A 23,839-nucleotide genomic window follows, 5' to 3' on the forward strand; every position below is an offset into this window, starting at 1 on the left:
AGAGCGGACGGGAGCGGACGGGTGCGGGGCGGGCCCGGTCGGACGGCGTCGTCCGGTCCCGCCCCGCACCACGTCAGGCGGTCAGGGGCGTCAGAGCCCCAGGTCGGCGTACGACTGGAGGGCGCCCTTCCAGCTCGTCTCGGCGTCCTGCGTCTTCTCGATGTCGACGCGCTTGATGGCGTCCTGCACCGTCTGGTGGATCGAGAAGTAGTTCGGACCCTTGTACGCGTTGCCCGTGATGGCCTGCGCGCGGGTCGAGAAGATCTGGCCCACCGGCGCGTCGTTGAAGAACGGGTTGGTGAACGACTGGACCTGCTCGGTCTCCTGCGCCTCGAGCTGCGAGGGGAACGTGCCCGCGTTCTCGAACGCCTGGGTCTGCTGCTCCGGGGCGGTCAGCCAGGCGGCGAGCGCCTTGGCCTCCTCGGTGTGCTTGCCGGCCGCCGGGACGGTGAGGAACGAACCGCCCCAGTTGCCGCCGCCGCCGGGGAAGACGTCGGCGACGTCCCAGCCGGTGATGCCGCCGGAGTTCTGCTCGATGGGGCCGGTCATCCACGCCGGGCAGGCCATCGTGGCGAACGCGTTCGCCTGGAAGCCGGCGACCCAGTCGTCGCCCCACTGCTCGAGGCCGGCGGACAGGCCGTCGTCGACGGACGCGGTCACCACGGCGTCGTACAGGCCCTTGACCTCGGTGTTGCCGTCGAGGGGGAGCGGCTCGGCGGTCTCCGGGTCCTCGTAGGCGGCCTCGACCTGGTTGACCATGGCCTGGTAGGTGGCCATGGCGGAGTCGTACCAGGCGGCGTCGGAGGCGGCCACGAACTGGCGGCCCACCTCGAAGTACTCCTCCCACGTGGCGTCCTCGCCGCCCAGGAGCTCGGCGACGGCCTCGCGGTCCGACGGCAGGCCGGCGGCCTCGAACAGGTCGGCGCGGTAGCAGATGGCCTCGGGGCCGATGTCGGTGCCGTAGCCGATGAGGCGGCCGTCGGCCGACGTGGCCTGCTGGACCTTCCAGTCGACCCAGCGGCCCTCGAGGGCGGGGTCGCTCAGGTCGGTGAACAGGTCGGGGTACTGGAGGAGCTCGGGCAGCCAGTCGACCTCGATGGCCTCGATGTCGGCCAGGCCGGCACCGCCGGCGGCGATCTTGGTGGTGAGGTTGCTGCGGGCGTCCTCCGACTTGGCGGCCTTGACCTGCTTGACCGTGACGTTCGGGTGGGCCTCGGTGTACGCGGCGAGCAGCTCGTCGGTGTAGCCGAAGTCGTTGAACGTGGCGACGGTCAGGGTGATCTTGCCGTCCGCGGACTGGTCCGTGGCGTCCGCGCCGCCGCCGCAGGCGGTCAGCGCGAGGGCGAGCGTGGCGGTGCCGGCGGCGGCCGCTGCGGTGCGGCGTCGACGGCGCATGGGGGTGCTGGGCACGGTGACTCCTTCGTCTGACGGCAGGCCCGTGCGTCGTCGCCGGGCCTTGGGAGCGCTCCCACACGTACGGTGGTAGCGCTCCCATGTGCGTCCTGATCGTGGCGTCACCGCCGCCTCGTGGCAAGGGCCGTACGGCCCCTCGTGACGAAGTCGTGACCTGCGGGGGGCCTCAGCGGGTGCCCGCGAGCCAGTCGCGGCCCGCCTGCTCCTCCGCGGCCAGGGTGGTGCGGACGGTCGCCGCAGCGGCCTCCTCCACGAACGAGGCGAACAGCGGCACGGCCGCCTTGACCTCCCCGCGGTACACCTGCAGGGTGCCGTCCGCCGTGGGCTCCAGCGCCACCGTGCCGGTCAGGCGCACGGGCGTCCCGGTGATCTCCAGCGCCACCGTGCCCACCCGGCGGCCCGCACCGCCGTCGGGCGCCTCCCAGGCCTCCGCCTGGCGCACCTCCAGGCGCTCGCCGACGAACGGCCGCACCTGCGCGGGGATCTGGTCGGTGGGCAGCGTGCGGCGCACCACGACGGTGAAGGCACCGTCAGGGGCGTGGTCCACGTCGGCCTGCTCCACGGTGCCCGCCGTGGTGGACCTCTCGGCCCGCCAGCGGACGAACGACTCGTCCGCGAGCATCGCGGCGACGTCGTCGACGCTCGCGGGATAGGTCTGCTCGACGGTCAGGTGCACGAGCCCTCCTTGCCGGGTACCGGTGCGCCGCACTCTACCTCCCAGGCGCGCACCGGCAGGTGGGACGGGCCGGACGGCCTCCCGCGGGCGCACGTACCCTGGGCCCGTGTCCGCCATGAGTGACCTGATCTCCCAGCACGCCGACCTCGAGCCGGCCGACGTCGAGTGGCTGCACCTGCTCGTGGGGGACTGGCAGGTGGTCTCCGACCTGGCGTTCGCCGACCTGGTGCTGTGGCTGCCCTCGCGCGACGGCGGCTTCGTGGCCGTGGCTCAGTGCCGCCCGTCCACCGGCGCGACCGTCCACTACGACGACATCGTGGGCGCCATCGCCCCCGAGGGGCTGCGCCCCCAGCTCGAGGCAGCCCTGGTGGAGGGTCGTGCCCAGCGCTCGCGCGAGCCGCGCTGGTTCGGCGCCTACGCCGTGCGCGAGGAGGCCGTGCCCGTGGTCCATGCCGGCCGTGCCATCGCCGTCGTGGCCCGCCAGACCAACCTGGGCTCGGGGCGCACGCCCAGCCGGCTGGAGCTCAACTACGTCGAGGCGGCCGACGACCTCATCGCGATGATCGCGCGCGGCGAGTACCCGGTGCCCAACGCGGCCACCGGCCCGCGCCGGGGTGCGCCCCGCGTGGGCGACGGTCTCATCCGCCTCAACTCCGAGGGCGAGGTGCTCTACGCCTCGCCCAACGCGCTCAGCTGCTTCCACCGCCTCGGGGTGATCGGGCCCCTCGTGGGGCAGTCGCTCGTCGAGGTGACGAGCGAGATGATCGAGTACCAGTCCACCGTCGACGAGGCGCTGCCCCTGGTGGTCATGGGCCGCGCGCCGTGGCGCACCGACATCGAGGCCCGCGGCGTGGCGCTGTCCTTGCGCGCCCTGCCGCTGACCGACAACGGCCAGCGGATCGGCGCCGTCCTGCTGTGCCGCGACGTGTCCGAGCTGCGTCGGCGCGAGCGCGAGCTGATGACCAAGGACGCGACCATCCGGGAGATCCACCACCGGGTCAAGAACAACCTGGCCACCGTGGCCGCCCTGCTGCGTCTGCAGGGCCGGCGCATGGAGGTCCCCGAGGCGCGCGCCGCGCTGGAGGAGGCCACCCGCCGCGTCACCACCATCTCCCTGGTGCACGAGTTCCTCTCCCAGACCCTCGACGAGCAGGTCGAGCTCGACGGCATGCTCAAGCGGGCGCTGCGCATGACCGCCGACGTCGCCTCCACGCGCACCTCCGTGCGCACCGTGCAGAACGGGTCGTTCGGCCTGGTGCCGGCCGAGGACGCGACCCCGCTGGCCCTGGTGCTGACCGAGCTGGTCACCAACGCCGTCGAGCACGGCTTCCCCGACGGGCGCGAGAGCGGCACGATCTCCATCGACGTGGAGCGGTCCGGCTCGAACCTGCGGGTCGTGGTCGCCGACGACGGCGTGGGGCTCGGCGAGGAGGACATCGCGACGCTCGGGCGCAGCTCCCGCTCCGGTCTGGGCAACCAGATCGTGCGGACGCTGGTGACCAACGAGCTCAGCGGCTCGATCGACTGGCGCCGGCGTGCGGGCGGCGGCACCGAGGTGGAGGTGCAGGCGCGCCTGCGCGACGGCGGGGCCTCGCGCTGAGCGCCGGGTCGCGCCCTGTGCCGCCCGAGCGCTCCTGACGGTGCAGGTCTGCGACCAGCCCGCTGCGCCAGGTCCGACGACGAAGGGCCCCGGACCGTGTGGTCCGGGGCCCTTCGTGGAGCGTTGCGGTCAGCCGGCGCGGCGGGCGCGGGCGGTGCGGCGCTTGAGGGCGCGGCGCTCGTCCTCCGACATGCCGCCCCACACGCCTGCGTCCTGGCCCGACTCGATGGCCCACTTCAGGCAGGTGTCGACGACCTCGCAGCGGCGGCAGACCTGCTTGGCCTCCTCGATCTGGAGCAGCGCCGGCCCGGTGTTGCCGATGGGGAAGAAGAGCTCGGGGTCCTCGTCGAGGCAGGCAGCCTTGTGGCGCCAGTCCATGGCGTTCTCCTTGGTCTCGTGGCTCGACAGCCTGACCGCCACGCTGTGCGCGCTCGGTGGACCCGCGCGAAGAAGGCACGGGTGGGCTACGAGTTCGATAGGGGTTTGGGCGGAAACTGCATCAAGGTTCACACCTCGTGATGCCGTACACAAGGGGTGACGAGAAGATTTCTGGGAGGTAAACCCTGAGGCCTTCCTCACACTGTTGTGAAAGTCCTGGTCGCGGGTAATCTGGCGCGTCATGCCGCAGTCCGAGCCGCCCCGCAGGCCGGGTCAGGAGCCGCTCCCCGAGGGCCAGCCCGCCGGTCGTCCTGCGCCACCGCCCGCCCTCCGCGCGCTCGTCGCGGGGCTCGGGCTCGAGGCCGCGGTGCTCGCGGTGGCCGCCGCGCTGGTGGCCGTCGAGGCGTTCGCCGGAGGCTCCGGATCCATCCCGATGAGCGTGTTCCTCGTCCTCTCCGCCCTCGGCGTCGCCTGGGCCCTCCTGGCCGCCGGCCGGGCGCTGCTGGCCGGACGCCGCGGCGGGCGTTCCGTGGTGATGACCTGGCAGGTGTTCCAGGTCATCGTGGCCTTCAGCGCCCTGACCTCCGGTGCGGGCTGGGCGGTGGCGCTCGGCGTGGGGCTCCTCGTGGTGGGGCTCGGGGTGGCGGTGCTGCTGTTCACGCGACCCGTGGTGGAAGCGACGACCTGGGGCTGACCCGTGCGCGCTGCAGCGCGACCTGGACGGCCTGCGCGACGCCGTCGCCCACGAGCGCCCCGCGCCCCGGTAGCTGGACGCCCACCTCCGTCGCGTCGTCGAGCGGCGTGCCCAGCACCTCGTCCGACCCGCGCTCGGCCGGCGCCAGCACGATCCCGGTGCGGGTGGAGCGCAGGTGGGCGAGCAGCCCGCGGTGCGCGATCCCGGCCGAGAGCGTGGTGGACGCCGCGACCACCGCCACCGTGCCGGCAGCCGCCAGCTCGCCCAGCCGCTCGCACTCGAGCGGGCAGGCCTGCGAGACCACGTCGGCGTCGTCCACCAGCACCAGGGGCGGCTCGCCGGAGTCTCGCCAGCCCTCCTCCAGCAGGGCCAGGAGCTGACGCAGCCCGTCCGGCGTGGGCGGGATCGCCGTCGCACCGGCCTCCGTGGCCTCGGCGAGGAGGGCGCGGTCCCGGGCGACGACCGCCGCCACGGCGGGCAGCCGGTGCAGCAGGAGCCGCAGCGTCGTCGTGCGTCCCGACCCGCGCGGACCGGCGACCAGGGCTCCGGCACCGACCCCGAGGGCGACCGGTGCGGCGGCGTCCCCGCCGACCCCGACCACGGGCCGCCCCTCGGCGTCGTGCGCGGGCAGCTCACCGGCGTCGACGTGGCGGGGCAGCGGCAGCACCCGCGCCGGAGCAGCGCCGGAGCCCCCGGCAGCCGTCTCGTCACCGGGCACGGCCGCGGCAGACGTCCCTCCGGCGTGCGCAGTCGCAGCCAGTGCGGGCACCGCGGTCACGGCCGGCGCGGCATGGGCCTCGGTACGGGCACGGGGCGCAGGACTGCCGGGCATCGCCACCTGGCACTCGACCGGGTCGCCCTGACCGGCCCACGCTGCCCGCCCCGGCACCCGCCCGCGCCCGGCCAGGGCGGAGGGGGCACCCAGCATGACGTCGCCGTGCGCGTCGGGGGACAGGAGCACCAGCCGGGGCCCGACGCGGGAGGCGAGCCCGCCGACGGCAGCGGTGTCGGCCGAGAGGGCGAAGGTGACGGTGCCTGCCCCCAGCGCGGCGGCGAGCGGGTCGTGCGTGGGGGTGGCGAGCGCCCCGCGCAGGTCCTCGACGCCGTCGACCAGCACGAGCACCGGCGGCCGACCGGCGCCGGCAGCGCCGGGGTGCTGGAGCAGGCGCAGGAGCCGGGTGGCGCGGCGCGGGTCGTGCGGGCCGGCGAGGGTGCCGAGCCCGGGGTGGCCGCGGAGCGGCTCGAACGACTCCAGCGCGGGCGGCGGGGCGAGGACGTGCACGTGCCAGCCGCGGGCCAGGGCGGCGTGCGCGAGCCGCCGCAGCGTGGTGGTGCGGCCGGACCGCGCGCGCCCGAGCACCGCGAGGTGGCCGTCGGCGGGGTGCCAGGCGACCAGCGTGCGCGCCTGCTCCGCGGGCAGGTCGCCCAGAGCCAGGGGCAGCGCCCCCTCCCGAGCCGGGGCCGGAGCCGGGGCGGGGTGCGGCGGTGCCGGGGCCAGCCCGTCGGCTCGCGGTGCCGGGGCGAGGTCGCCCAGCTCGGCGTCCGTGACGACGTCGGGCAGCGGGGGCAGCCACGGTGCGGGCCACGGGGCGTGCCCGGCGGCCTCGGCGTCCGCGCGAGCCTGGGCGACCAGGGCCGCCACCACGTCCTGGTCGTCGGGGTGGCCGGGGCCGGTGTCGGCCTCCCGCCGGACGCCCTCGGGCCGTGCTGCGGCGTCGTGCTGCACGCCACCGACGGCCCCGCCAGCACCAGCACCACCGCCGCCAGCCCCGCCCCCCGGGCCGGGCTCCCGCGGCGTGGCGCCGGCGACCTCGGCCCACGCCGGCGCCCGCCGGACGCCCGGACCTCCGGTGGCGGCCGGGGTTCCGGCGTGGGCGCACTGGAGCGCCACGGGGGCGGACGCGCCGACGCGCAGCACGGCACGACCGGGCACGCCGACCGGGACGTGGGCGGCGACGGCGGAGTCCAGCACGTCGTGGGAGTCGGCGGCGTCCACGACGCGCAGCGCGATGCGGGCCGAGACGTTGGCGCGGACGTCCGGCCCCACCGCGCCGGCAGGCCGTTGCGTGGCCAGCACCAGGTGCACGCCCAGGGACCGCCCCTGCGCGGCGACGCGGAGCAGGCCGGGCAGGAGCTCGGGCAGGTCGTCGGCCAGGGCGCGGAACTCGTCGACCACCACCACGAGCCGCGGCAGCGTGCCCGCGGGCAGGGCCGCGAGGTCGCTGGCACCGTGTGCGGCCAGCACGTGCTCGCGCCGGCGCAGCTCGGCACGCAGGCCGTCCAGCGCCCGTGACGCGAGCGCGACGTCGAGGTCGGTCACCTGCCCGACGACGTGCGGCAGGCCCGCGCACGCACCGAACGACGCCCCGCCCTTGAAGTCCACGAGGGCCAGCGCCAGGTCCCGCGGCGGCACGCTCAGGGCGAGGCCGAGCACGAGCGACTGGAGCAGCTCGGACTTGCCCGCCCCGGTGGTGCCCGCGACCAGCAGGTGCGGGCCGTCCTCCACCAGGTCGAACGACACCGTCCGCCCGCGGGCGTCGACACCCAGGGGCACGGCCCACCGGCCCGCTGCCTGGCCGGACTGCAGCAGCCCGGCCAGCGGGACCATGGCCGGCAGGCGCGGGTCGGCAGGGTCCGCCCCTTCGGGGGCCCGCTGCGCCGCCAGGGCCGGGTGCGGAGCCGGGCCGAGCAGCAGGGCGACGTCGCGGCCCAGCCCGTGCAGGCCGGCGAGGCGGCGGGCCAGTCGTTCCGCCCACGCGACACTGACGCCCACGAGCGCCTCGTGCGACGTGGACCCGCCCGGCGTGCTGCGCCGCACGTGCGGCACCCCGGCTCCGGCTGCCCTGCTCCCCGAGCTGGTGCTGGTGCCGGTGCTGGTGCCGGTGCCGATGCCGGGGGCGTCGTCCGCCACGTCGAGCACCGCGCGGCACCACGGCGGCACGGGCACCCCCGCGGGCAGGAGGAGGACGACGGTGCCGCCCGCGCGGTGGGCCTCGTGCGCGGCGTGGAGGTCGACGGCGTCCCCGTCGTCGACGACGAGCACCAGGCGGCCCGGGGCGGTGGCACCAGCGGGACGGGCTCCGGCGGGACCGTCCGACGTGGGCCCGCCGGCGGTGCGGTCGCCGTGCGGACGGCGGTCCGGCAGCCAGCGGCACCAGGCCCACGTGTCACGGCGCTGGCCACGCACACGCACGGCAGCGCCGCCGACGGCCAGGCCTGCCACGACGGCACGGGCGACGGCCGCCGCAGCACGCTCCGGGCCGCGGACGGCGAGCGCACCGTCCGCCAGCAGACCGTCTCCCAGCAGGTCGTTCACCGCGCTGTCGTCCGTCGCACCGGCATCCGTCGCACTGTCGCTCAGCCCGCCGGCGCCCGGCCCGCCCGAGAGGCCCGTCACTGCTGCGGCCCCCGCGAACGGCCCCGGAGCCCGGGCGGCCAGCGCGCGCCGCCACGTGCCGGCCGGCGCCTGGTGCGCCGCCAGGACGGTCCACGCCACACGCGCCGGCCCCCCGCCGCGCGCCGTCGTGCTGTCCGCCACCGCGCCGTCCGCACCCGCCGTGGGGCTGCCGGGCGTCGGCCTGTCACCGTGGGCGCCGACCCCGCCGGCCCCTGCCCTCGCCGCCGCACGGCGCCGTACCGCCGCCACCAGCTGCGGTGCCACGGCCAGCAGGCCCACGAGCGCGAACAGCGCGAACACCGGCTGCCGGAGCGCCACGGCCAGACCGACCGAGCCCAGGACCGGCAGCAGCGCCGTCGCCAGCATGGTCGCGACCCCCGGCGTGCCGGAGCCGGTCGAGGCATGCCGTGCTCCGGGGGCCGGCGCGAGCAGCGCCCCGAGGTCGCCGGAGCGCCGCAGCGCGTACGCGGCGCCCCCGCCGTCGTGCAGCACCTCTTCGGGGCGCCAGCGGCGCCACGCCCGCCCCACGGTGCGACGGCGCTCGCGGCCCCACGGCGTGCGGCGGGAGAGACGGGGACGGACCGTCGCGTGCTGGGCGCGCACCAGCAGGCCGGGCCACGACGTGCCGGCTCGCGGGTCCGGCGGCGGCGGCCCGGCAGGTCGCCACCGTGCTGTGCGCACTCGCGGGGTGGATCGCCGCACGGTCACCGCTCCGCGCGCGCTCAGCCGGACCTCGAGCCCGCCAGGGACGGGCAGCGGCACCCCGGGGGCGAGGCCGGCGAGCTCTCCGGCGTCGAGGCCGGCCACGCGCGCCACCATCCACGGCGCGCCGGGTGCGGCGTCGTCGGACCACCGGGAGGCGGCTGCCGGCCGGCTCGGGCCGACGGCGAGCGTGGCCCCGGGCAGCAGGGGCCGCTCGCCCACCACGCTCCCCGGGGCGAGCGGCACGCCGTCGGCGGTCAGGGGCGCGTGCCGCAGCTCGGGCCGGCGCAGCAGGTCGGCCAGAGGGCCGCGCACGTCGGCGACGGTGCTCCCTGCGGGCAGGAGGACGTCCTCGCCGGGGTGCACGGTGACGCGTACGCCGCCGGTCTCCCGGGAGCCGGCGGCGTACGCGTCACCGATGAGCAGCTCGTGCATGCGCACAGCCTGCCCGCGCTCGTGCAGGGCGGCCGACGCCCTGTGGAAAACCCGGTCGGAGCCCCGGCCGGGGGCCGGGCAGGACCGCCGAAGAACGGCAACGGCGGCCGGGCGGCCCCCCTGGTGCCGCCCGACCGCCGGTCGTCGTCAGTCCGCGCCGAGCGCCGCGACGGGTGACGACTTCGCTGCGGACCGGCCGGGGAGGACCGAGGCGACCAGGCCGGCCACCAGCGCCACCACGGCGATCAGCAGGATCTCGGTCCACGGCACCGCCAGGCGCACGTCGCCCATGACGCCGAGCGCGGCCAGCGAGCCGCCCCAGCCGTAGAGGAGGCCGAGCAGGATGCCCAGCACCGCCCCGACGCCCGCGATGAGCATGCCCTCCACGGCCAGCATCCAGCGCAGCTGGCCGCGCGTGACGCCCACGGCGCGCAGCGTGGCGGACTCCCGGCGCCTCTCGATCACCGAGAGGGACAGGGTGTTGGCCACACCGATGAGCGCGATGATCACGGCCACGGCGAGCAGGCCCAGCACCATGCCGAGCGCCGTGTCGACGACGCTCTCGAAGCTGGCCCGCTCGACGGCGCCGCCCTGGACGCCCAGGGTCTCGCCGGTGTCGGCGACGAGGTCCTGGATGCGGCCCACGGCCGAGGTGTCGTCACCCTCCAGGGCCACCCACAGCGTGGTGACGAGAGGGTTCGGCTCCACCGTCGCGAGGTCCTGCGGCACCACGAGCAGCTCGTTGATCCGGTCGTTCGGCGCGACGGACACCGTCAGGGCCGTGGTGCCGCCCGCGCCCCGGACCTCGACGGTGTCGCCGTCGGAGACCCCGTAGAACGACGCCTGGCCGCTGGGCACCACGACCGTGCCGGGCTCGAGGTGCTGGACGTACGAGTCGTCCGTGAGCGCGGCCTCCGCCTCGGCGGGCTCGATGCCGGCCAGCGCGACCTGCACCTCGTCGTCGGGGGAGGAGGGCTCCCCGGCCACGACGCTGCCCTCGTCGTCGAACCGCTTCCCCTCGAGCGTCGCCAGGGCCATCTGAGGCTGGGCGACGGAGGCCACGCCGGCCACCGACCCCACCGCGTCGGCGATGCCCGCGGGCACGGCGGCCCCCCGGCTGTCGTCCGCGCTGCCCTCGGCCGTCACGTACACGTCGACGGGGTACATGCCCTCGAGCTGGTCGGCGAGGCTGTGGCGGGCGCTGGCCGCACCCGTGGACATCATCGCGACCAGGGTGACGCCGATGAGCAGCGCCGTGGAGGTCGCCGCCGTGCGGCGGGGGTTGCGCAGCGTGTTCGCCGCGGCCAGGCGGGCGGTGGGCCCGGATGCCGCGACCGCCCGGCCGGCCAGGGCCGTGACCTTCGGCAGCCAGAACACCGCGGACACCGTGACACCCACGAACGAGACGGCACCGCCGGCCACCCCGGCCAGCAGGCCGAGCTGCGGGTTCTGCGCGACGGTGCCCAGCACCGCCCCGCCGGCGAGCAGGGCGAGGCCGCCCACCACTGCCAGCAGGGACAGCACGAGCCGCACCCGGCCCGCCGACCCCTTCTCCGACGTCGGCGCCTCGGCAGGCCGCAGCGCCGCCAGCGGCGCGACCCGGGTGGCGACCCGCGCCGGCACCGACGCGGCCGCCACGGTGACAGCCGTGCCCACGAGCACCGGCAGCACCACCACCTGCCAGGTCAGCGTGATCGAGTCGGGCAGGAACACCGCTGCCGGGCCGTTGCCTGCCACCCACAGCGCGACCTGGCCCAGCCCCGCACCGACCGCCACGCCCGTCAGGGAGGCGGCCACGCCGAGGATCGCGGCCTCGGTGATCACGCTCGCACCGACCTGGCGCTTGTTCGCGCCGACGGCGCGCAGGAGCGCCAGGGTGCGGGCACGCTGGGCGACCAGCACCTGAAACGTGTTGGAGATGACGAGCCCGGCCACGACCAGCGCGATGGCGGCGAAGGTGAGCACGAAGACCAGGAAGAACATGTCCTGCCCGCCGGTCATCTCCTTGGCCGTCGCGGCAGCCTGCTCCTGCGGCGTGACCACGTCGACGGCCGAGCCGACCCCTGCGGCCAGCGCCGCGCGCACCGTCTCGAGCGACGCGCCGTCGGCCAGCACCACCGCCACCTGGCGATACGTCACCGGTGCGCCCTGCGCATCAGACTCCCACCCGGCCAGGGTGGCGGCGTCCATGACGGCCGCGCCGCCCAGCACGCCGTACGCGTTCTTCGGATCCTCGACCAGACCTGTGACGGTCAGCTGCTCGGACCGGTCCTCCCACGATTCGCCGTCGTCGACCGGCACCGTGCGCTGCACGTCGACCGTGCCGCCCACCTCCGTGCGCAGCCGCTCCGCCACGTCCGGCGGCAGCGCGACCTCGCCGGCCGCCGAGGGCATCCGCCCCTCCGTCACGGTCAGCGGCATCAGCCGCGGGTCCGACGTCGTCGGGATCACACCCTGGTAGATGGTGCGGCTGCCGCCGTCCGTCATGGCCTGGTAGGACAACAGCTGCCCGCCCGCGGCCGCGACGCCCGGCGTGGTGGCCACGCCCTCCAGCTGCGCCGTCGTCAGCTCCGCCGACGCCGGGGCCGCCACGACCAGGTCGGCCTCGCCGTACTGCGCGGCGATGGCGTCGTAGGTCGACCGGGTGATGAGGTTGCCCGCCAGGAGCGTCGCGGCCACGAACGCCGTGCCGATCACGATGGCGATGCCCGCCGCCGCGAGGCGGCCCATGCTGCGGCGCATCTGCGCCAGCGTCAGACGCAGCATCACGCACCCGCCCCACGGGTGGCGGTGCCGGTCGCGCCTGCCGGGTCGGCGGCGTCGGTCTGGTCGCCGTCCACCGGCGCCTCCAGCGAGCGCAGCGCGTCCAGGCCGGCGAGCACCGCCTCCGGCGTCGGGTCGGTGATCTCGCCCGCGATCCGGCCGTCGGCCAGCAGCACCACACGGTCCGCGTACGCGGCGGCCGCCGGGTCGTGCGTCACCATGATGATGGTGCGGCCCAGCTCGCGCACCGAGCGGCGCAGGAAGCTGAGCACCTGCGCGCCCGCACGGGAGTCCAGGTTGCCCGTCGGCTCGTCCGCGAACACCACGTCCGGCTTGGCGATCAGCGCCCGGGCGATGGCCACGCGCTGCTGCTGGCCGCCCGAGAGCTCGCTCGGCCGGTGGGCCAGCCGCTGCTCCAGGCCGAGCGTGCGCACCAGCGTGGCGAACCACTCGCGGTCCACCTGGCCGCCCGCCAGCTCCACCGGCAGCGTGATGTTCTGCTCGGCCGTGAACATCGGCAGCAGGTTGAACTGCTGGAACACGAAGCCCACCCGGTCACGGCGCAGCAGCGTCAGCTCCTTGTCGCCGAGGCCCGTGATCTCCGTGGTCCCGACGAAGGCCTGGCCCCCGGTGGCCGAGTCCAGCCCCGCGAGCAGGTGCATGAGGGTCGACTTGCCCGAGCCGGACGGGCCCATGATGGCCGTGAACCGGCCAGCCTGGAAGTCGACGTCGACGGCGTCCAGCGCCCGCACGGCGGCGGCGCCCTTGCCGTAGGTCTTGGCGAGCCCGCGGGCGCGCACGGCGGCCTCGGCGGGGCGGGACCCGGCGCCGGGGGCGTCGGTCATGGGGACGAACACGGTGGTGTCCAACGGGGTTCTCTCCGGTTCTTCTGGCCAGCTCTGACGAGCTGTCGGTCAGCTCTGCGACGACACCTCGAACCTAGGAGCCGGGGCACCGGCGCGTCGTCGGCCCTCAGGAGGGTTGTCGCCGCCGCCCTCGTCATACCCAGGTCGTACCCCGTGCTCCGGGGGCCTCAGGGTGTCACCCGGGCGAGGGCGCCGGCGCAGCCGTCGGCCGGCAGGCGGTCACGCGCCCGGCCGCACCAGCCCGGTCTCGTACGCCAGCACCACGGCCTGCACGCGGTCCCGCGCGCCGAGCTTCGCCAGCACCCGGCCCACGTGCGTCTTGACCGTCGCCTCGGCCACGAACAGCTCCTGGCCGATCTCCGTGTTCGAGCGCCCGCGCGCCATCAGCACCAGCACCTCGCGCTCCCGGTCCGTCAGGGTGGCCAGCGCCTCGTGCTCGGGGGAGCGGCCGCCGTCGGCGCTCGCGGGCAGCGCGGTGACGAGGTGCTCGAGGAGCCGCTTGGTGGACGACGGCGCGATCACGGCGTCACCGCGGTGCACGGTCCGGATCGCCGCGAGCATCTGCTCGGGAGGGGCGTCCTTGAGCAGGAACCCGGACGCGCCGCTGCGGATGGCCTCGAGCACGTACTCGTCGAGGTCGAACGTGGTCAGCACGATGACCCGCGGGCCGGTTCCGGTGGCGGTCAGGCGTGCGGTGGCGCCCAGGCCGTCCAGGCGCGGCATGCGCACGTCCATGAGGACGACGTCGGCGGGGGTGCGCTCCAGGACGCGCAGGGCCTCCACGCCGTCGCCGGCCTCGGCCACCACGGTGAGGTCCGGCTGGGAGTCGATCACCATGCGGAACCCCGCCCGCACCAGCTGCTGGTCGTCGACCAGCACCACGCGCACGGCGCCGGCCGCACCCTCCGGGGTGCCGTCGGCGCCGTCGGTCCAGCTCGTCACGTCCTGCGTCACGCGGTCTCCTTCGTCTCCTCGGGCAGCGGCATCGAGAACCGCACCCGCCATCCTCCGCCAGGGCGGGGGCCCGCCGTGACGCTGCCGCCGAACATCGCGGCGCGCTCCCGCATCCCCAGCAGGCCGTAGCCGGACGACCCGGCCCGGCCGTCGCCCGAGGAAGGCTCGGCCGCGGCGCCGCGGCCGTCGTCGGCCACCTCCAGCTCGACCGACCGCGGGCCCCACCGCGTGACCACGGTGACGGAGACCTCGGGCCCGGCGTGCTTGCGGACGTTGGTGAGCGCCTCCTGGCAGACCCGGTGCAGGGTGAGCCCGGCGCCGGGCGGCAGCCGCCGGGGGTCGCCCACGCGCACGAGGGACACGCGCATCCCGGCGCCGCGGGCCTGTTCGAGCAGCGACTCCAGGTCGGCGTCGTCGGGGCCCGGCGCCAGACCGGCCGGCACCGCCGGTGCCACGGGGGCGGGATGCCCGACGGCGCTGCTGACCGTCCCCGGCATGGGGGCCAGCGGGGCACGGGAGCCCGAGGGCAGGGGGTGAGGCGCGTCCGTCGTGGCGCGGGGCGCGTCGTCGGACCGCAGCACGCCGAGCAGCCGGCGCATGTCGGCCAGGGCCGCACGGCCCGTCTCCGAGACGACCCCCAGCACCCGCGCGGCGGCCTGGGGGTCGGCCTGGGCGGCGTACCGGCCGCCGTCGGCCTGCGCCACGATCACCGACAAGGAGTGCGCCACGATGTCGTGCATCTCACGGGCGATGCGCGCCCGCTCGGCCGCCGTGGCGATCTGGGCCTGCTGGTCGCGCTCGATCTCCAGCCGCAGCGCCCGGTCCCGCAGCGCCTCCAGGGTCTCGCGCCGGGAGCGGCGCACCAGCCCGAACGCCCACGCGGCCAGCGCGGTGATGCTCGCGGTGATCGCCATCGCGGCGCCGGCGTTGACGTCACCGGCGGCCAGCGACATGGTCCCGCCGAGCATCGCGGCACCCATCAGGGCCAGCCCGAGGGCGGCGCGGTGCGCCCAGACCGGGCCGTAGGCGGTCACGGCGTACAGGGCCCACAGCACCGCCAGGTCGGCCGGGAAGATGATCGGGGGCCCGAGCAGCAGGTGGCTGAGGGCCGCCGCGGCCACCACGGCCGTCGACCACACCGGCTGCACGCGGCGCCACGCCAGCGGGGCCACGAGGGCGACGGACCAGGCGAGCAGCTCCCACGTGCCGCTGCGCCCGAGGCTCCCGCCCGCCACCGTCGCCAGCGAGGCGGGCACGACGAAGAGCGCGGCCGTCGTCGTCCCCACCGCGTCGATGGCGAACCGGTGCCGCTCGCCCCACGCCACCGCGCGCTCGTACCAGCCCATGCCCCGAGGCTAGAGGCCGAGGGCCCCGGTGGCGTCCGCCCGTGGTCGCGGCACGGCGAGTCCCACGTCATCCTGCAGGTGGACCGAGTCGCCAGGCCGTCACCAGCCGGGATGCCGCTACCATGGCGGAATGACCCACGTGCTACTAGCCGAGGACGACCCGGCGATTGCCGAGCCGTTGGCCCGGGCGCTCACGCGTGAGGGTTACGACGTCGTGGTGCAAGGAACTGGTCAAGGAGCGATCGAGAACGCTGCCTCGGCCGACGTCGTCGTCCTGGACCTCGGCCTGCCGGACATGGACGGTCTCGACGTGGCGCGTGAGCTGCGCGGGAGCGGCCTGACCGTGCCGATCCTGGTCCTGACGGCCCGTGCCGACGAGGTCGACCTCGTGGTGGGCCTCGACGCCGGCGCGGACGACTACGTCACCAAGCCCTTCCGCCTGGCCGAGCTGCTCGCCCGCGTGCGGGCGCTGCTGCGTCGTACCCACGGCGAGACGCCCGAGGAGGAGGAGCTGCGCGCCCAGGACGTGCGCGTCGACGTCTCCGCGCACCGGGCGTTCCAGGGTGACCGCGAGCTGCACCTGACCACCAAGGAGTTCGACCTCCTCAAGGTGCTCGTCGCCAACGCCGGCTCGGTGGTGGTGCGCGACACGCTCATGCGCGACGTCTGGGGCTCGGACCCGGTGGGCTCGACCAAGACGCTCGACATGCACGTGTCGTGGCTGCGCCGCAAGCTCGGCGACGACGCGAACGCTCCCCGCTACGTGTCCACCGTCCGCGGTCTCGGTTTCCGCTTCGAGCTCGGGGCGAGCTGACCGGTGCGTCGCCGCGTCCTCCTGGCGACGATCTCCGCCGTGGCGGTCGCCGTCATCCTGCTCGGCGTGCCCCTCGGGATCTTCGGCGCCCGCTACATGGTCAGCGCCGAGGCGCAGCGGTTGTCCGACCGCCTCGACCAGCTGACGCGCAGCGTCCAGTCGGCGCAGGACCGCGGCGACGACGTCTCCGAGACGGCGATCCGCCGGGCGGTCGAGGGTCGCGCGGGGGACATCCCCGCGCACGTCGTCATCTCGCTGCCCGACGGCACCCAGATCGAGGCCGGGTCGCCGGTCACGGGTCCCGCCATAGGCCAGGGGCAGTGGACCGAGGACCGGGCGAGCGTCACCCTGACCGTCTCCGCGTGGTCGGCCTGGATCAAGGCCGCCCAGGTGGTGGTGCTCGTCGCGGCCGCGGGGGTGGTCGCCATCGGCGCGGGCGTGGCCATGGCGGTCTGGCAGGCCAACCGGCTGTCCGCACCGCTCGTCTACCTCGCCGCCTCCGCGGAGCAGCTGGCATCCGGCCAGGTGCGGCCACGTCTCGAGCCGTCCGGCGTCGAGGAGATCGACCTGGTCGCCGCCGAGCTGGCGCGCACCTCCGACCGGCTCGCCGCCCGGCTCGCCGCCGAGCGGCAGTTCACCTCCGACGCCTCGCACCAGCTGCGCACCCCGCTCACGGCGCTGACCATGCGCCTGGAGGAGATCCAGGCGGCCTCCCAGGACCCGGACGTCCAGGAGGAGGCCCGCATCTCGCTCGAGCAGGTCGAGCGCCTGGTCACCGTGGTGGACGACCTGCTGGCCGCCTCGCGCCGCTCGCAGGGCGGCACCACCGAGCCGGTGGTGCTGCTCGACGTCGTGCGCCAGCAGGAGGAGGAGTGGCGCCCCACGTTCGAGCGTGAGGGACGCAGCCTCGTGATCGACGTCGGTGGCGACCACCGCGTGCTCGCCACGCCGGGCGCGCTCGCCCAGGTGCTGGCGACCCTCCTGGAGAACTCGCTGCGCCACGGCGACGGCACCACCACGGTGCGCTCGCGCCCGTCCGGCACCACCGGCGCCGTCGCGGTGGAGGTCGCCGACGAGGGCCCCGGGGTCCCCGACGAGATCGCCGCGAAGATCTTCGACCGTGGCATGACCTCCGGGGCCGGGACCGGCCTCGGCCTCGCCCTCGCCCGGGACCTCGCCGCAGCCGACGGCGGCCGCCTCGAGCTCGCCCAGCGCCGGCCCCCGGTCTTCGCGCTGTTCCTCGCCGGCGTGCCGAAGACGCTCGACCCCGGCGTCGTGCTCCCGCCCGGCACCACCATCAGCTCGCGCGGCCGCCGCGGCCGCCGCCGCACGCGCGAGGCGTGACCGTGGTGGGCGACCGGCGCCCCGGAGACGACGCGGCGCCGGCCGGGCGGGGCCCCCGCAGCCGGATGCCCCTGTGGAGCCGCGTCCTCGAGCTCGGCCGCTTCGGCTCCGTCGGTCTCGTCGCCTACCTGGTGGACGTGGGCGTGTTCAACGCCGTGCGGCTCAGCGACGCGCTCGGTCACAAGCCGCTGACCGCCAAGGTCATCTCCGTGGCTGTCGCCACCCTGGTGGCCTGGCTCGGGAACCGGTACTGGACGTTCGCCGACCGCCGCACCGGCACCCGGAGCCGGGAGCTCGCCGGGTTCGTCCTGGTCAACGTCGGCGGCATGCTCGTCGCCCTCGCCTGCCTCGCCGTGTCCCACTACGTGCTCGGCTTCACCTCCGCGCTGGCCGACAACATCGCAGCCAACGGCGTCGGCCTCGTGCTGGGCACCGCGTTCCGCTACGTCGCCTACCGTCGCTGGGTCTTCACCGGCACGCGCTGACGTCCCGGTACCCTGGTCGTCCGTGACAGCACCCGTGATCGCCGTGGTCGGCGGAGGACAGCTCGCCCGCATGATGGCCCCCGCGGCCGGGGAGCTCGGGGTCCGGCTCCGGGTCCTCGTCGAGGCGCCCGGCACGTCCGCCGCTCAGCTCGTGACAGACGCCCCCGTGGGCGCCGCGTCGGACGAGGAAGCCGTCCGTGCGCTGGTGGCCCCCGACGACGGCGAGGCCGCCGCGGTGCTCACCTTCGAGCACGAGCACGTGCCTGACACCCTGCTGCGAGAGATCGCCGCCGCCGGCACCCCTGTGCACCCCGGGCCCGACGCCCTCGTCCACGCGCAGGACAAGATCGTGATGCGCGCACGGCTGACCGAGATGGGGGTCCCGTGCCCCCGCTGGGCCGCCGTGCCCACCGACCCCCAGGAGGCGCGAGCCGTGCTCGCGGAGTTCCTCGCAGGCGCCCCCGACGGCCAGGCCGTCGTCAAGACGTCCCGCGGCGGGTACGACGGCAAGGGCGTGCGGGTGGTCTCCTCGCCCGACGACGTCGCCGACTGGATCACCGCGGCCGCCGAGGGCGCCCCCCAGCTCCTCGTGGAGGAGAAGGTGCCGTTCACGCGGGAGCTCGCCGCCCTCGTGGCGCGGCGGCCCTCCGGGGAGGTGCGCACCTGGCCGGTCGTCGAGTCCGTCCAGCGCGACGGCATCTGCTCCGAGGTCGTGGCTCCCGCCCCGGACCTCGCCCCGGCTCTCGAGGCGCGGGTGCGCGACATCGCCGTGCAGGTCGCCGAGGGGCTGGGCGTCACCGGCGTGCTCGCCGTCGAGATGTTCGAGGCCCCGGCCGACCCGCAGCAGCCCGACGGCGAGACCACCGTCTACGTCAACGAGCTCGCGATGCGGCCCCACAACAGCGGCCACTGGACCATCGACGGTGCCGTCACCAGCCAGTTCGAGCAGCACCTGCGCGCCGTCCTCGACCTGCCTCTCGGCGCCACCGACCCCGTCGCCCCCTGGACCGTCATGGCCAACGTGCTCGGCTCCCGGCTGGAGGACCTCACCGACGCCCTGCCCGAGGTGCTCGGTCGGTTCCCCGACGCGAAGGTCAACCTGTACGGCAAGGACGTACGTCCCGGCCGCAAGCTCGCCCACGTCAACGTCAGCGGCAGCGACCTCGAGCAGGTCCGCCGTCGTGCCGTCGCCGCTGCCGCGCTGCTGCGCGGCGAGAAGATCGAGGAGACCCACTGATGACCACCACCGAGGCACCCGCCGCGCCCGTCGTCGGCATCGTCATGGGGTCCGACTCCGACTGGCCCGTCATGGAGGCCGCGGCGACCGCCCTGGACGAGCTCGGCGTCCCCTACGAGGCCGACGTCGTCTCCGCCCACCGCATGCCCGTGGAGATGATCGAGTACGGCCGCACCGCCGCGGAGCGTGGTCTGCGGGTCGTCGTCGCCGGCGCCGGGGGAGCGGCCCACCTGCCCGGCATGCTCGCCGCCGTCACCCCGCTGCCCGTCATCGGCGTGCCCGTGCCGCTCAAGCACCTCGACGGCATGGACTCCCTGCTCTCCATCGTGCAGATGCCCGCCGGCGTGCCCGTGGCCACCGTGTCGATCGGCGGGGCCCGCAACGCCGGCCTGCTCGCCGCCCGGATCCTCGCAGCCGGGACGGACGCCGAGGCCCTCGCGCTGCGCGACCGCATGGTCGCGTTCCAGGCCGAGCTCGGCGACGTCGCCAAGGCCAAGGGCGAGGCCCTCCGCTCGCGCCGGGCGGGGGAGCGGAGCACCGGCTTCCGCGCCTGACCCGGACGGGCAGCGGCACGCCCGCGAGGGCGTGCCGCTGCGTCCTGGTGGGTCAGAGACCGCCGACGGTGCTACCGGGCTCGAGCCTTCCGTCGCGGACGTCGGTCCAGAACTGACCCACCGTGTCCGGGTCGAGCAGCACGCTCGCGCCGGAGCCGTCACCGGCGCGGTAGCCCAGGTTCTTGATCGGCGGCGTCCCGGTCACGCCCTGCGGCCCGTTCGCCTCGCGGAAGGCGAGCGCCATGCGCCCCAGGTCCACGATGTTGGTCTTCTCGTCCGTGGTGAGAGCACCCAGCCCTGCCGAGGCCAGCGACACCTGCTTGGCCGGCTGGAACAGCAGCCCCGAGTCGTTGAGGGACCCGCTCACCGCGCCGATCACCTGACGCTGGCGCTCCGCCCGGCCGATGTCGCCCTTCGGGTCGGCGTACCGCATGCGCGAGAACGCCAGGGCGGTGCGGCCGTCTGCCATGTGGCATCCCGCCTGCCAGACCAGCTGGCTGTGCGGCTCGTCCACGTCGTAGTCCAGGCACAGCTCGACACCGCCGACGGCGTCGACCACCTGCTCCACGCCGCCGAACCCGATCTCCACGTAGTGGTCGACCGTCAGCCCCGACAGCTCCTCGACCGCACGCACGAGCAGCGGCGGGCCGCCCCACGAGTACGCGGCGTTGATCTTGTTCGAGCCGTGGTCCGGGATCGCCGCATACGTGTCGCGGGGGATGGAGATCAGGGCCGCAGGGCCGCTCGACGGCTTGTGCAGGAGCATGATCGTGTCGGTACGCGCACCGGAGACGTCCTCGTTCTCGATGCCGCCGCTGCCACGGGCGTCCGACCCGGCGATCAGATACGTGCTACCGGGCGTGCCCGATGCGCCGGACAGCGCCTCGATGTGCTGGATCTTGCCGTTCGCCCATACGAGCAGGCCCACCGGCCACGCGATCACCAGCAGCAGCACCACGACGAGCGCCAGCGCCACCACGCGGCCCTTGCGCACCCGCACCCGACCGTCACCGTGGGGCGGGCCCGCGAGACCCGCCGCGCCACCAGCGCCAGGACGGCGGGGGCCGCCCGGCTGCGGGGACCGTCCCCGCCCTCCAGCCGGAGTCGCAGCGCCAGGCCGCTGAGAGCGACCGGCGGCGCCCCCGGGCATCAGCCGCGTGCCGCCGTCCTGCCCGCCTGAGCGAGACGCGGGAGCCGCGCCCGCCGGCGGGATCGCCCGCGGCTGACGGGACGGCTGACGCGACGACTGCCGGGCCGGGCGAGACCCGGCAGGGCTACGCCGCTCCGGCGGGGTCACCGGCACCTCCCGCGACGACTGGCGGCGCACGCGCGGCTCAGCACCCGCAGGGACGGCGTCGTCAGGGCGGCCGACCCGGCCACCCGGCGTCGGACGCGTGGCCCGTGCGCCGTCGACCGAGATGGCGTCGTCCGCCGACGGAGGCCGGCCGGGACGGCGAGCCGGTGTGAAGGACGGCGGAACCTGGGGAGTGTCGCTCATGGGGTCATCCGCAGACAGAGGTCACGTCGGCGCCCGTGAACGCCTCGCGACCGGCTTGCTTGGTCTCGGTGGGGGACGGCTCCGGTGCCGGGGCCGCGGACGGCGACTCGGCCGGCTCCGGTGCGGCGGCCGAGGCCGTCGGCTCGGACGGGGCCGGCGCACCGTCGGTCGCGGCCTCGGGGGCGGCCTCAGGATCGGTGGCGCCCGGGGCCGGCTGCTCGTCCGGGCGCGAGTCGACCGGCCGGTCGTACTTCAGGTTCTCCCACACGACGTCGGCCTCGTCGGTCCAGACGACGTTGGCCGGGTTCCGAGGATCGCCCGCATAGGGAACGGTCATGAAGGTGATCGTGTCAGGACGCACGTCACGGATGCTGTAGGCCAGACCGGCGAGCCCCTGCACGGAGGCGAAGTTGTCGCTCATCGTCAGGGAGCCCGTCACGGCGCCGAGGAACCGCAGCAGCGCCGGAGAGTCGGTCAGGAGGTTCTTGCTCAGCACGGTCCGTGCCAGCGCCGCCATGAGTTCCTGCTGACGGCCGATCCGCCCCAGGTCGGAGCCGTCGCCCAGGCCTGCGCCCTTGCGGGCACGGGCGTACTGCAGCGCCGTGTTGCCGTTGAGCTTCTGCACGCCCGGGTGGAGCACCAGGCCACCCGCCTCCGGCGCGTCGATGTACTCCGGGATGCACATCTCCACGCCGCCGATGGCGTCGATCATCCGCTGGAAGCCCGCGAAGTCGATCACCACGAACCCGTCCATGCGCACATCGGTGAGCGACTCGATGGTCGCGACCGTGCACAGAGCGCCCGAGGCGATGTCACGCCCCCCGATGACCCCCTGCGCGAAGGCGGAGTTGAACTTCGTGCCCCGCAGCGGCGAGGTGGTGCGGCCGTTCGTGGTGGGGCAGCTCGGCACGTTCACCGTCGAGTCGCGGGGGATCGAGACCAGCTCGACGCGTTCCCGGTCCGCCGAGATGTGCATGATCATGGTCGTGTCCGACCGGGCGCCGTCCGTGCCCTCGGACGACGCGAACTCCGCGTTGTCGCCGTCGCGCGAGTCCGAGCCCATCAGCACGATGTTGAGCGGGGTGCCCGCGTTCGGGTCTGCCGGCGCGACAGCCTCGGGGCGGTTCTGGCCCAGCAGGGCGTCGGCGTCCACGCCGTCGATGTTGCCCGTCAGGGTCACCGCCGCCGTGGCGCCACCGACCACACCGAACGTCAGCGCCCCCGTAGCCACCATGCCCACCACTCGTGCGAGCGTGTGGGCGCGCAGGCTGCGCGCGTGCGCCGGCGGGCGGGACGGCGTGCCGTCGCCCTTGCGGACGGATGGGAGCAGCGTCCGGCTGGATCGCTGGGAGGCATGGCGGGGACTCACGGTCACCGAGCGTAACCGCACAGTGTTACGGCGCCCCACGTACACCGCGCTGGTGACGGGCGGGAGTTGTGAAGACGGGTCGTTTCAACCCCGGGAAGGGCTGAGACGACCCGTCTGGAAGGGCAGCGCACGAGCTGTCCGGTGGTCAGGCGCGGTGCTCCGGGCTCACCTGAGCGGTCAGCGGACGGTGGCGACGGCGTGCCGCACAGCAGCCACGACCCGCTCGACGTCCGCGTCGGTGAGGTCCGGGAACATCGGGAGCGAGATCTCGCGGCGGTAGTAGTCCTCCGCGACAGGGCACATGCCGCGCTGGTAACCCAGGTCCTCGAACACCGGGTGCCAGTACGCCGGGATGTAGTTGACCTGCACCCCGATGCCCTGCTCGCGCAGAGACTCGAAGATCGCGCGGCGGCGCTCAGCCGGGACACGCAGGGGGTACAGGTGCCAAGCGGGTGCCGCGCCGGCCGGGGCCGTCGGCAGCTCGAGCTCGTCGATGCCTGCGAAGGCCTCGTCGTACAGGGCCTTGACCGCAGCACGCCGGGCGACGAAGGCGTCGAGGCGGGCGAGCTGGTTGGTGCCCAGCGTCGCGAGCACGTCCGGGAGCCGGTAGTTCAGGCCGAAGGCGTGGACCTCCTGGTGCCACGGGCCCTCGTCAGGGTGCCGCTGCAGCGCGCGGTCACGGACAAGACCGTGGTTCTTGAACGACCTCGCCCGTGCGGCGAGCGTGGCGTCGGCCGTCACGACCGCACCGCCCTCGGCGGTGGTCATGTTCTTCGTGGGGAAGAACGAGTAGGTCGTGATGTCGGCCAGCGCCCCGACCGGGACGCCGTCGAGCGTCGAGCCGATCGAGTGCGCGGCGTCCTCGAGGAACAGGATCTCCTTGCGGCTGGCCAGGTCACGGAGGGCGGGAGCGTCGACCGGCACGCCGGCGTAGTCGACTCCCGCCACGACGCGCGTGCGGTCCGTGACGGCCGCCTCTGCGGCCTGCGGGTCGAGGTTGCCCGTGACCGGGTCGACGTCCGCGAAGACGATCTTGGCGCCGTGGAGAGCGGCACCCGCCGCGGTCGCGACGAACGTCAGCGGGGTGGTCACCACCTCGTCCCCCGGCTGGAGGTCGGCAGCCGCGTACGCGACGTGCAGCGCGGCCGTCCCCGAGGTCACCGAGATCGCGTGCTCGACGCCCGCGCGTGCGGCGATCGCAGCCTCGAACCGGTCGACCTCGGGACCGGTGGTGAGCCAGTCGCTCCGGAGCGCCTCGACGACGGCTGCGACATCGCCCTCGTCGATCGACTGACGGCCGTAGGGGAGGACCAC

18 protein-coding genes are annotated in these 23,839 nt (G+C 75.3%); 7 read left to right on the forward strand and 11 right to left on the reverse strand.

Annotation, left to right across the window (positions count from 1 at the left end; genetic code table 11):
- Nucleotides 1-90: 90 nt before the first annotated feature.
- Together DNL40_RS05260 and DNL40_RS05265 are read right to left on the reverse strand one after the other, a co-directional pair.
- Nucleotides 91-1,395, reverse strand: coding sequence for an ABC transporter substrate-binding protein (locus DNL40_RS05260; RefSeq protein ID WP_111250171.1), 1,305 nt, complete (start codon nucleotides 1,393-1,395; stop codon nucleotides 91-93).
- A 184-nt stretch (nucleotides 1,396-1,579) separates the two neighbouring features.
- The gene (locus DNL40_RS05265) at nucleotides 1,580-2,089 is read right to left on the reverse strand and encodes a DUF2505 domain-containing protein (protein WP_111250172.1); all 510 of its coding nucleotides are present in this window, start codon (nucleotides 2,087-2,089) and stop codon (nucleotides 1,580-1,582) included.
- A 115-nt stretch (nucleotides 2,090-2,204) separates the two neighbouring features.
- On the opposite strand from DNL40_RS05265, the gene DNL40_RS05270 reads away from it, so the two are divergent.
- Nucleotides 2,205-3,689, forward strand: a complete 1,485-nt coding sequence (locus DNL40_RS05270; RefSeq protein ID WP_111250280.1) for a sensor histidine kinase — start codon at nucleotides 2,205-2,207, stop codon at nucleotides 3,687-3,689.
- Nucleotides 3,690-3,818: 129 nt separating this feature from the next.
- Here the strand turns inward: DNL40_RS05270 and DNL40_RS05275 are convergent, their stop codons facing one another.
- Complete coding sequence (locus DNL40_RS05275) at nucleotides 3,819-4,067, reverse strand: WhiB family transcriptional regulator (protein WP_066133069.1); 249 nt, start codon at nucleotides 4,065-4,067, stop codon at nucleotides 3,819-3,821.
- Between the two features lie 241 nt (nucleotides 4,068-4,308).
- Between DNL40_RS05275 and DNL40_RS05280 the strand changes: the two genes are divergently transcribed.
- Entirely contained in the window at nucleotides 4,309-4,761 is a 453-nt protein-coding gene (locus tag DNL40_RS05280) for a hypothetical protein (protein ID WP_111250173.1), read from the forward strand.
- Here DNL40_RS05280 and DNL40_RS05285 read toward each other — a convergent pair.
- The 5 genes from DNL40_RS05285 to DNL40_RS05305 all read right to left on the reverse strand — a co-directional run bounded on the left by DNL40_RS05285 (nucleotide 4,724) and on the right by DNL40_RS05305 (nucleotide 15,224).
- Entirely contained in the window at nucleotides 4,724-9,295 is a 4,572-nt protein-coding gene (locus tag DNL40_RS05285) for an FtsK/SpoIIIE domain-containing protein (RefSeq protein WP_146252022.1), read from the reverse strand. The genes DNL40_RS05280 and DNL40_RS05285 overlap by 38 nt on opposite strands.
- A gap of 147 nt (nucleotides 9,296-9,442) precedes the next feature.
- Complete coding sequence (locus DNL40_RS05290; RefSeq protein WP_111250281.1) at nucleotides 9,443-12,061, reverse strand: ABC transporter permease; 2,619 nt, start codon at nucleotides 12,059-12,061, stop codon at nucleotides 9,443-9,445.
- Entirely contained in the window at nucleotides 12,061-12,903 is an 843-nt protein-coding gene (locus DNL40_RS05295) for an ABC transporter ATP-binding protein (protein ID WP_111250282.1), read from the reverse strand. The genes DNL40_RS05290 and DNL40_RS05295 overlap by 1 nt, the downstream gene beginning before the upstream one ends.
- Nucleotides 12,904-13,143: 240 nt before the next feature.
- The gene (locus DNL40_RS05300) at nucleotides 13,144-13,866 is read right to left on the reverse strand and encodes a response regulator (RefSeq protein WP_425450761.1); all 723 of its coding nucleotides are present in this window, start codon (nucleotides 13,864-13,866) and stop codon (nucleotides 13,144-13,146) included.
- Nucleotides 13,867-13,874: 8 nt separating this feature from the next.
- Complete coding sequence (locus tag DNL40_RS05305) at nucleotides 13,875-15,224, reverse strand: sensor histidine kinase (protein WP_111250176.1); 1,350 nt, start codon at nucleotides 15,222-15,224, stop codon at nucleotides 13,875-13,877.
- A gap of 130 nt (nucleotides 15,225-15,354) precedes the next feature.
- Between DNL40_RS05305 and DNL40_RS05310 the strand changes: the two genes are divergently transcribed.
- The 5 genes from DNL40_RS05310 to purE are packed head-to-tail and all read left to right on the forward strand — an operon-like array spanning nucleotide 15,355 to nucleotide 19,658.
- Nucleotides 15,355-16,038, forward strand: a complete 684-nt coding sequence (locus DNL40_RS05310; protein ID WP_111250177.1) for a response regulator transcription factor — start codon at nucleotides 15,355-15,357, stop codon at nucleotides 16,036-16,038.
- Between the two features lie 3 nt (nucleotides 16,039-16,041).
- Complete coding sequence (locus DNL40_RS05315) at nucleotides 16,042-17,382, forward strand: ATP-binding protein (protein ID WP_111250178.1); 1,341 nt, start codon at nucleotides 16,042-16,044, stop codon at nucleotides 17,380-17,382.
- Entirely contained in the window at nucleotides 17,379-17,867 is a 489-nt protein-coding gene (locus DNL40_RS05320; protein ID WP_245885677.1) for a GtrA family protein, read from the forward strand. The genes DNL40_RS05315 and DNL40_RS05320 overlap by 4 nt, the downstream gene beginning before the upstream one ends.
- Nucleotides 17,868-17,889: 22 nt before the next feature.
- Nucleotides 17,890-19,104: a 5-(carboxyamino)imidazole ribonucleotide synthase gene (locus tag DNL40_RS05325; protein ID WP_111250179.1), complete on the forward strand. Its 1,215-nt coding sequence runs from the start codon at nucleotides 17,890-17,892 to the stop codon at nucleotides 19,102-19,104.
- The gene (gene purE, locus DNL40_RS05330) at nucleotides 19,104-19,658 is read left to right on the forward strand and encodes a 5-(carboxyamino)imidazole ribonucleotide mutase (protein ID WP_111250180.1); all 555 of its coding nucleotides are present in this window, start codon (nucleotides 19,104-19,106) and stop codon (nucleotides 19,656-19,658) included. The genes DNL40_RS05325 and purE overlap by 1 nt, the downstream gene beginning before the upstream one ends.
- A gap of 52 nt (nucleotides 19,659-19,710) precedes the next feature.
- Here purE and DNL40_RS05335 read toward each other — a convergent pair whose 3' ends face one another.
- From DNL40_RS05335 to DNL40_RS05345, 3 genes are all read right to left on the reverse strand, one after another.
- A complete protein-coding gene (locus tag DNL40_RS05335; RefSeq protein ID WP_245885678.1) occupies nucleotides 19,711-20,652 on the reverse strand; it encodes an LCP family protein in 942 nt (313 codons plus the stop codon).
- 508 nt (nucleotides 20,653-21,160) lie between these two features.
- Entirely contained in the window at nucleotides 21,161-22,525 is a 1,365-nt protein-coding gene (locus DNL40_RS05340; RefSeq protein WP_245885679.1) for an LCP family protein, read from the reverse strand.
- A gap of 177 nt (nucleotides 22,526-22,702) precedes the next feature.
- The gene (locus DNL40_RS05345) at nucleotides 22,703-23,839 is read right to left on the reverse strand and encodes a DegT/DnrJ/EryC1/StrS family aminotransferase (protein ID WP_111250183.1); all 1,137 of its coding nucleotides are present in this window, start codon (nucleotides 23,837-23,839) and stop codon (nucleotides 22,703-22,705) included.

The sequence above is a fragment of the Xylanimonas oleitrophica genome (assembly GCF_003244315.1).
Classification (GTDB): domain Bacteria; phylum Actinomycetota; class Actinomycetes; order Actinomycetales; family Cellulomonadaceae; genus Xylanimonas_A; species Xylanimonas_A oleitrophica.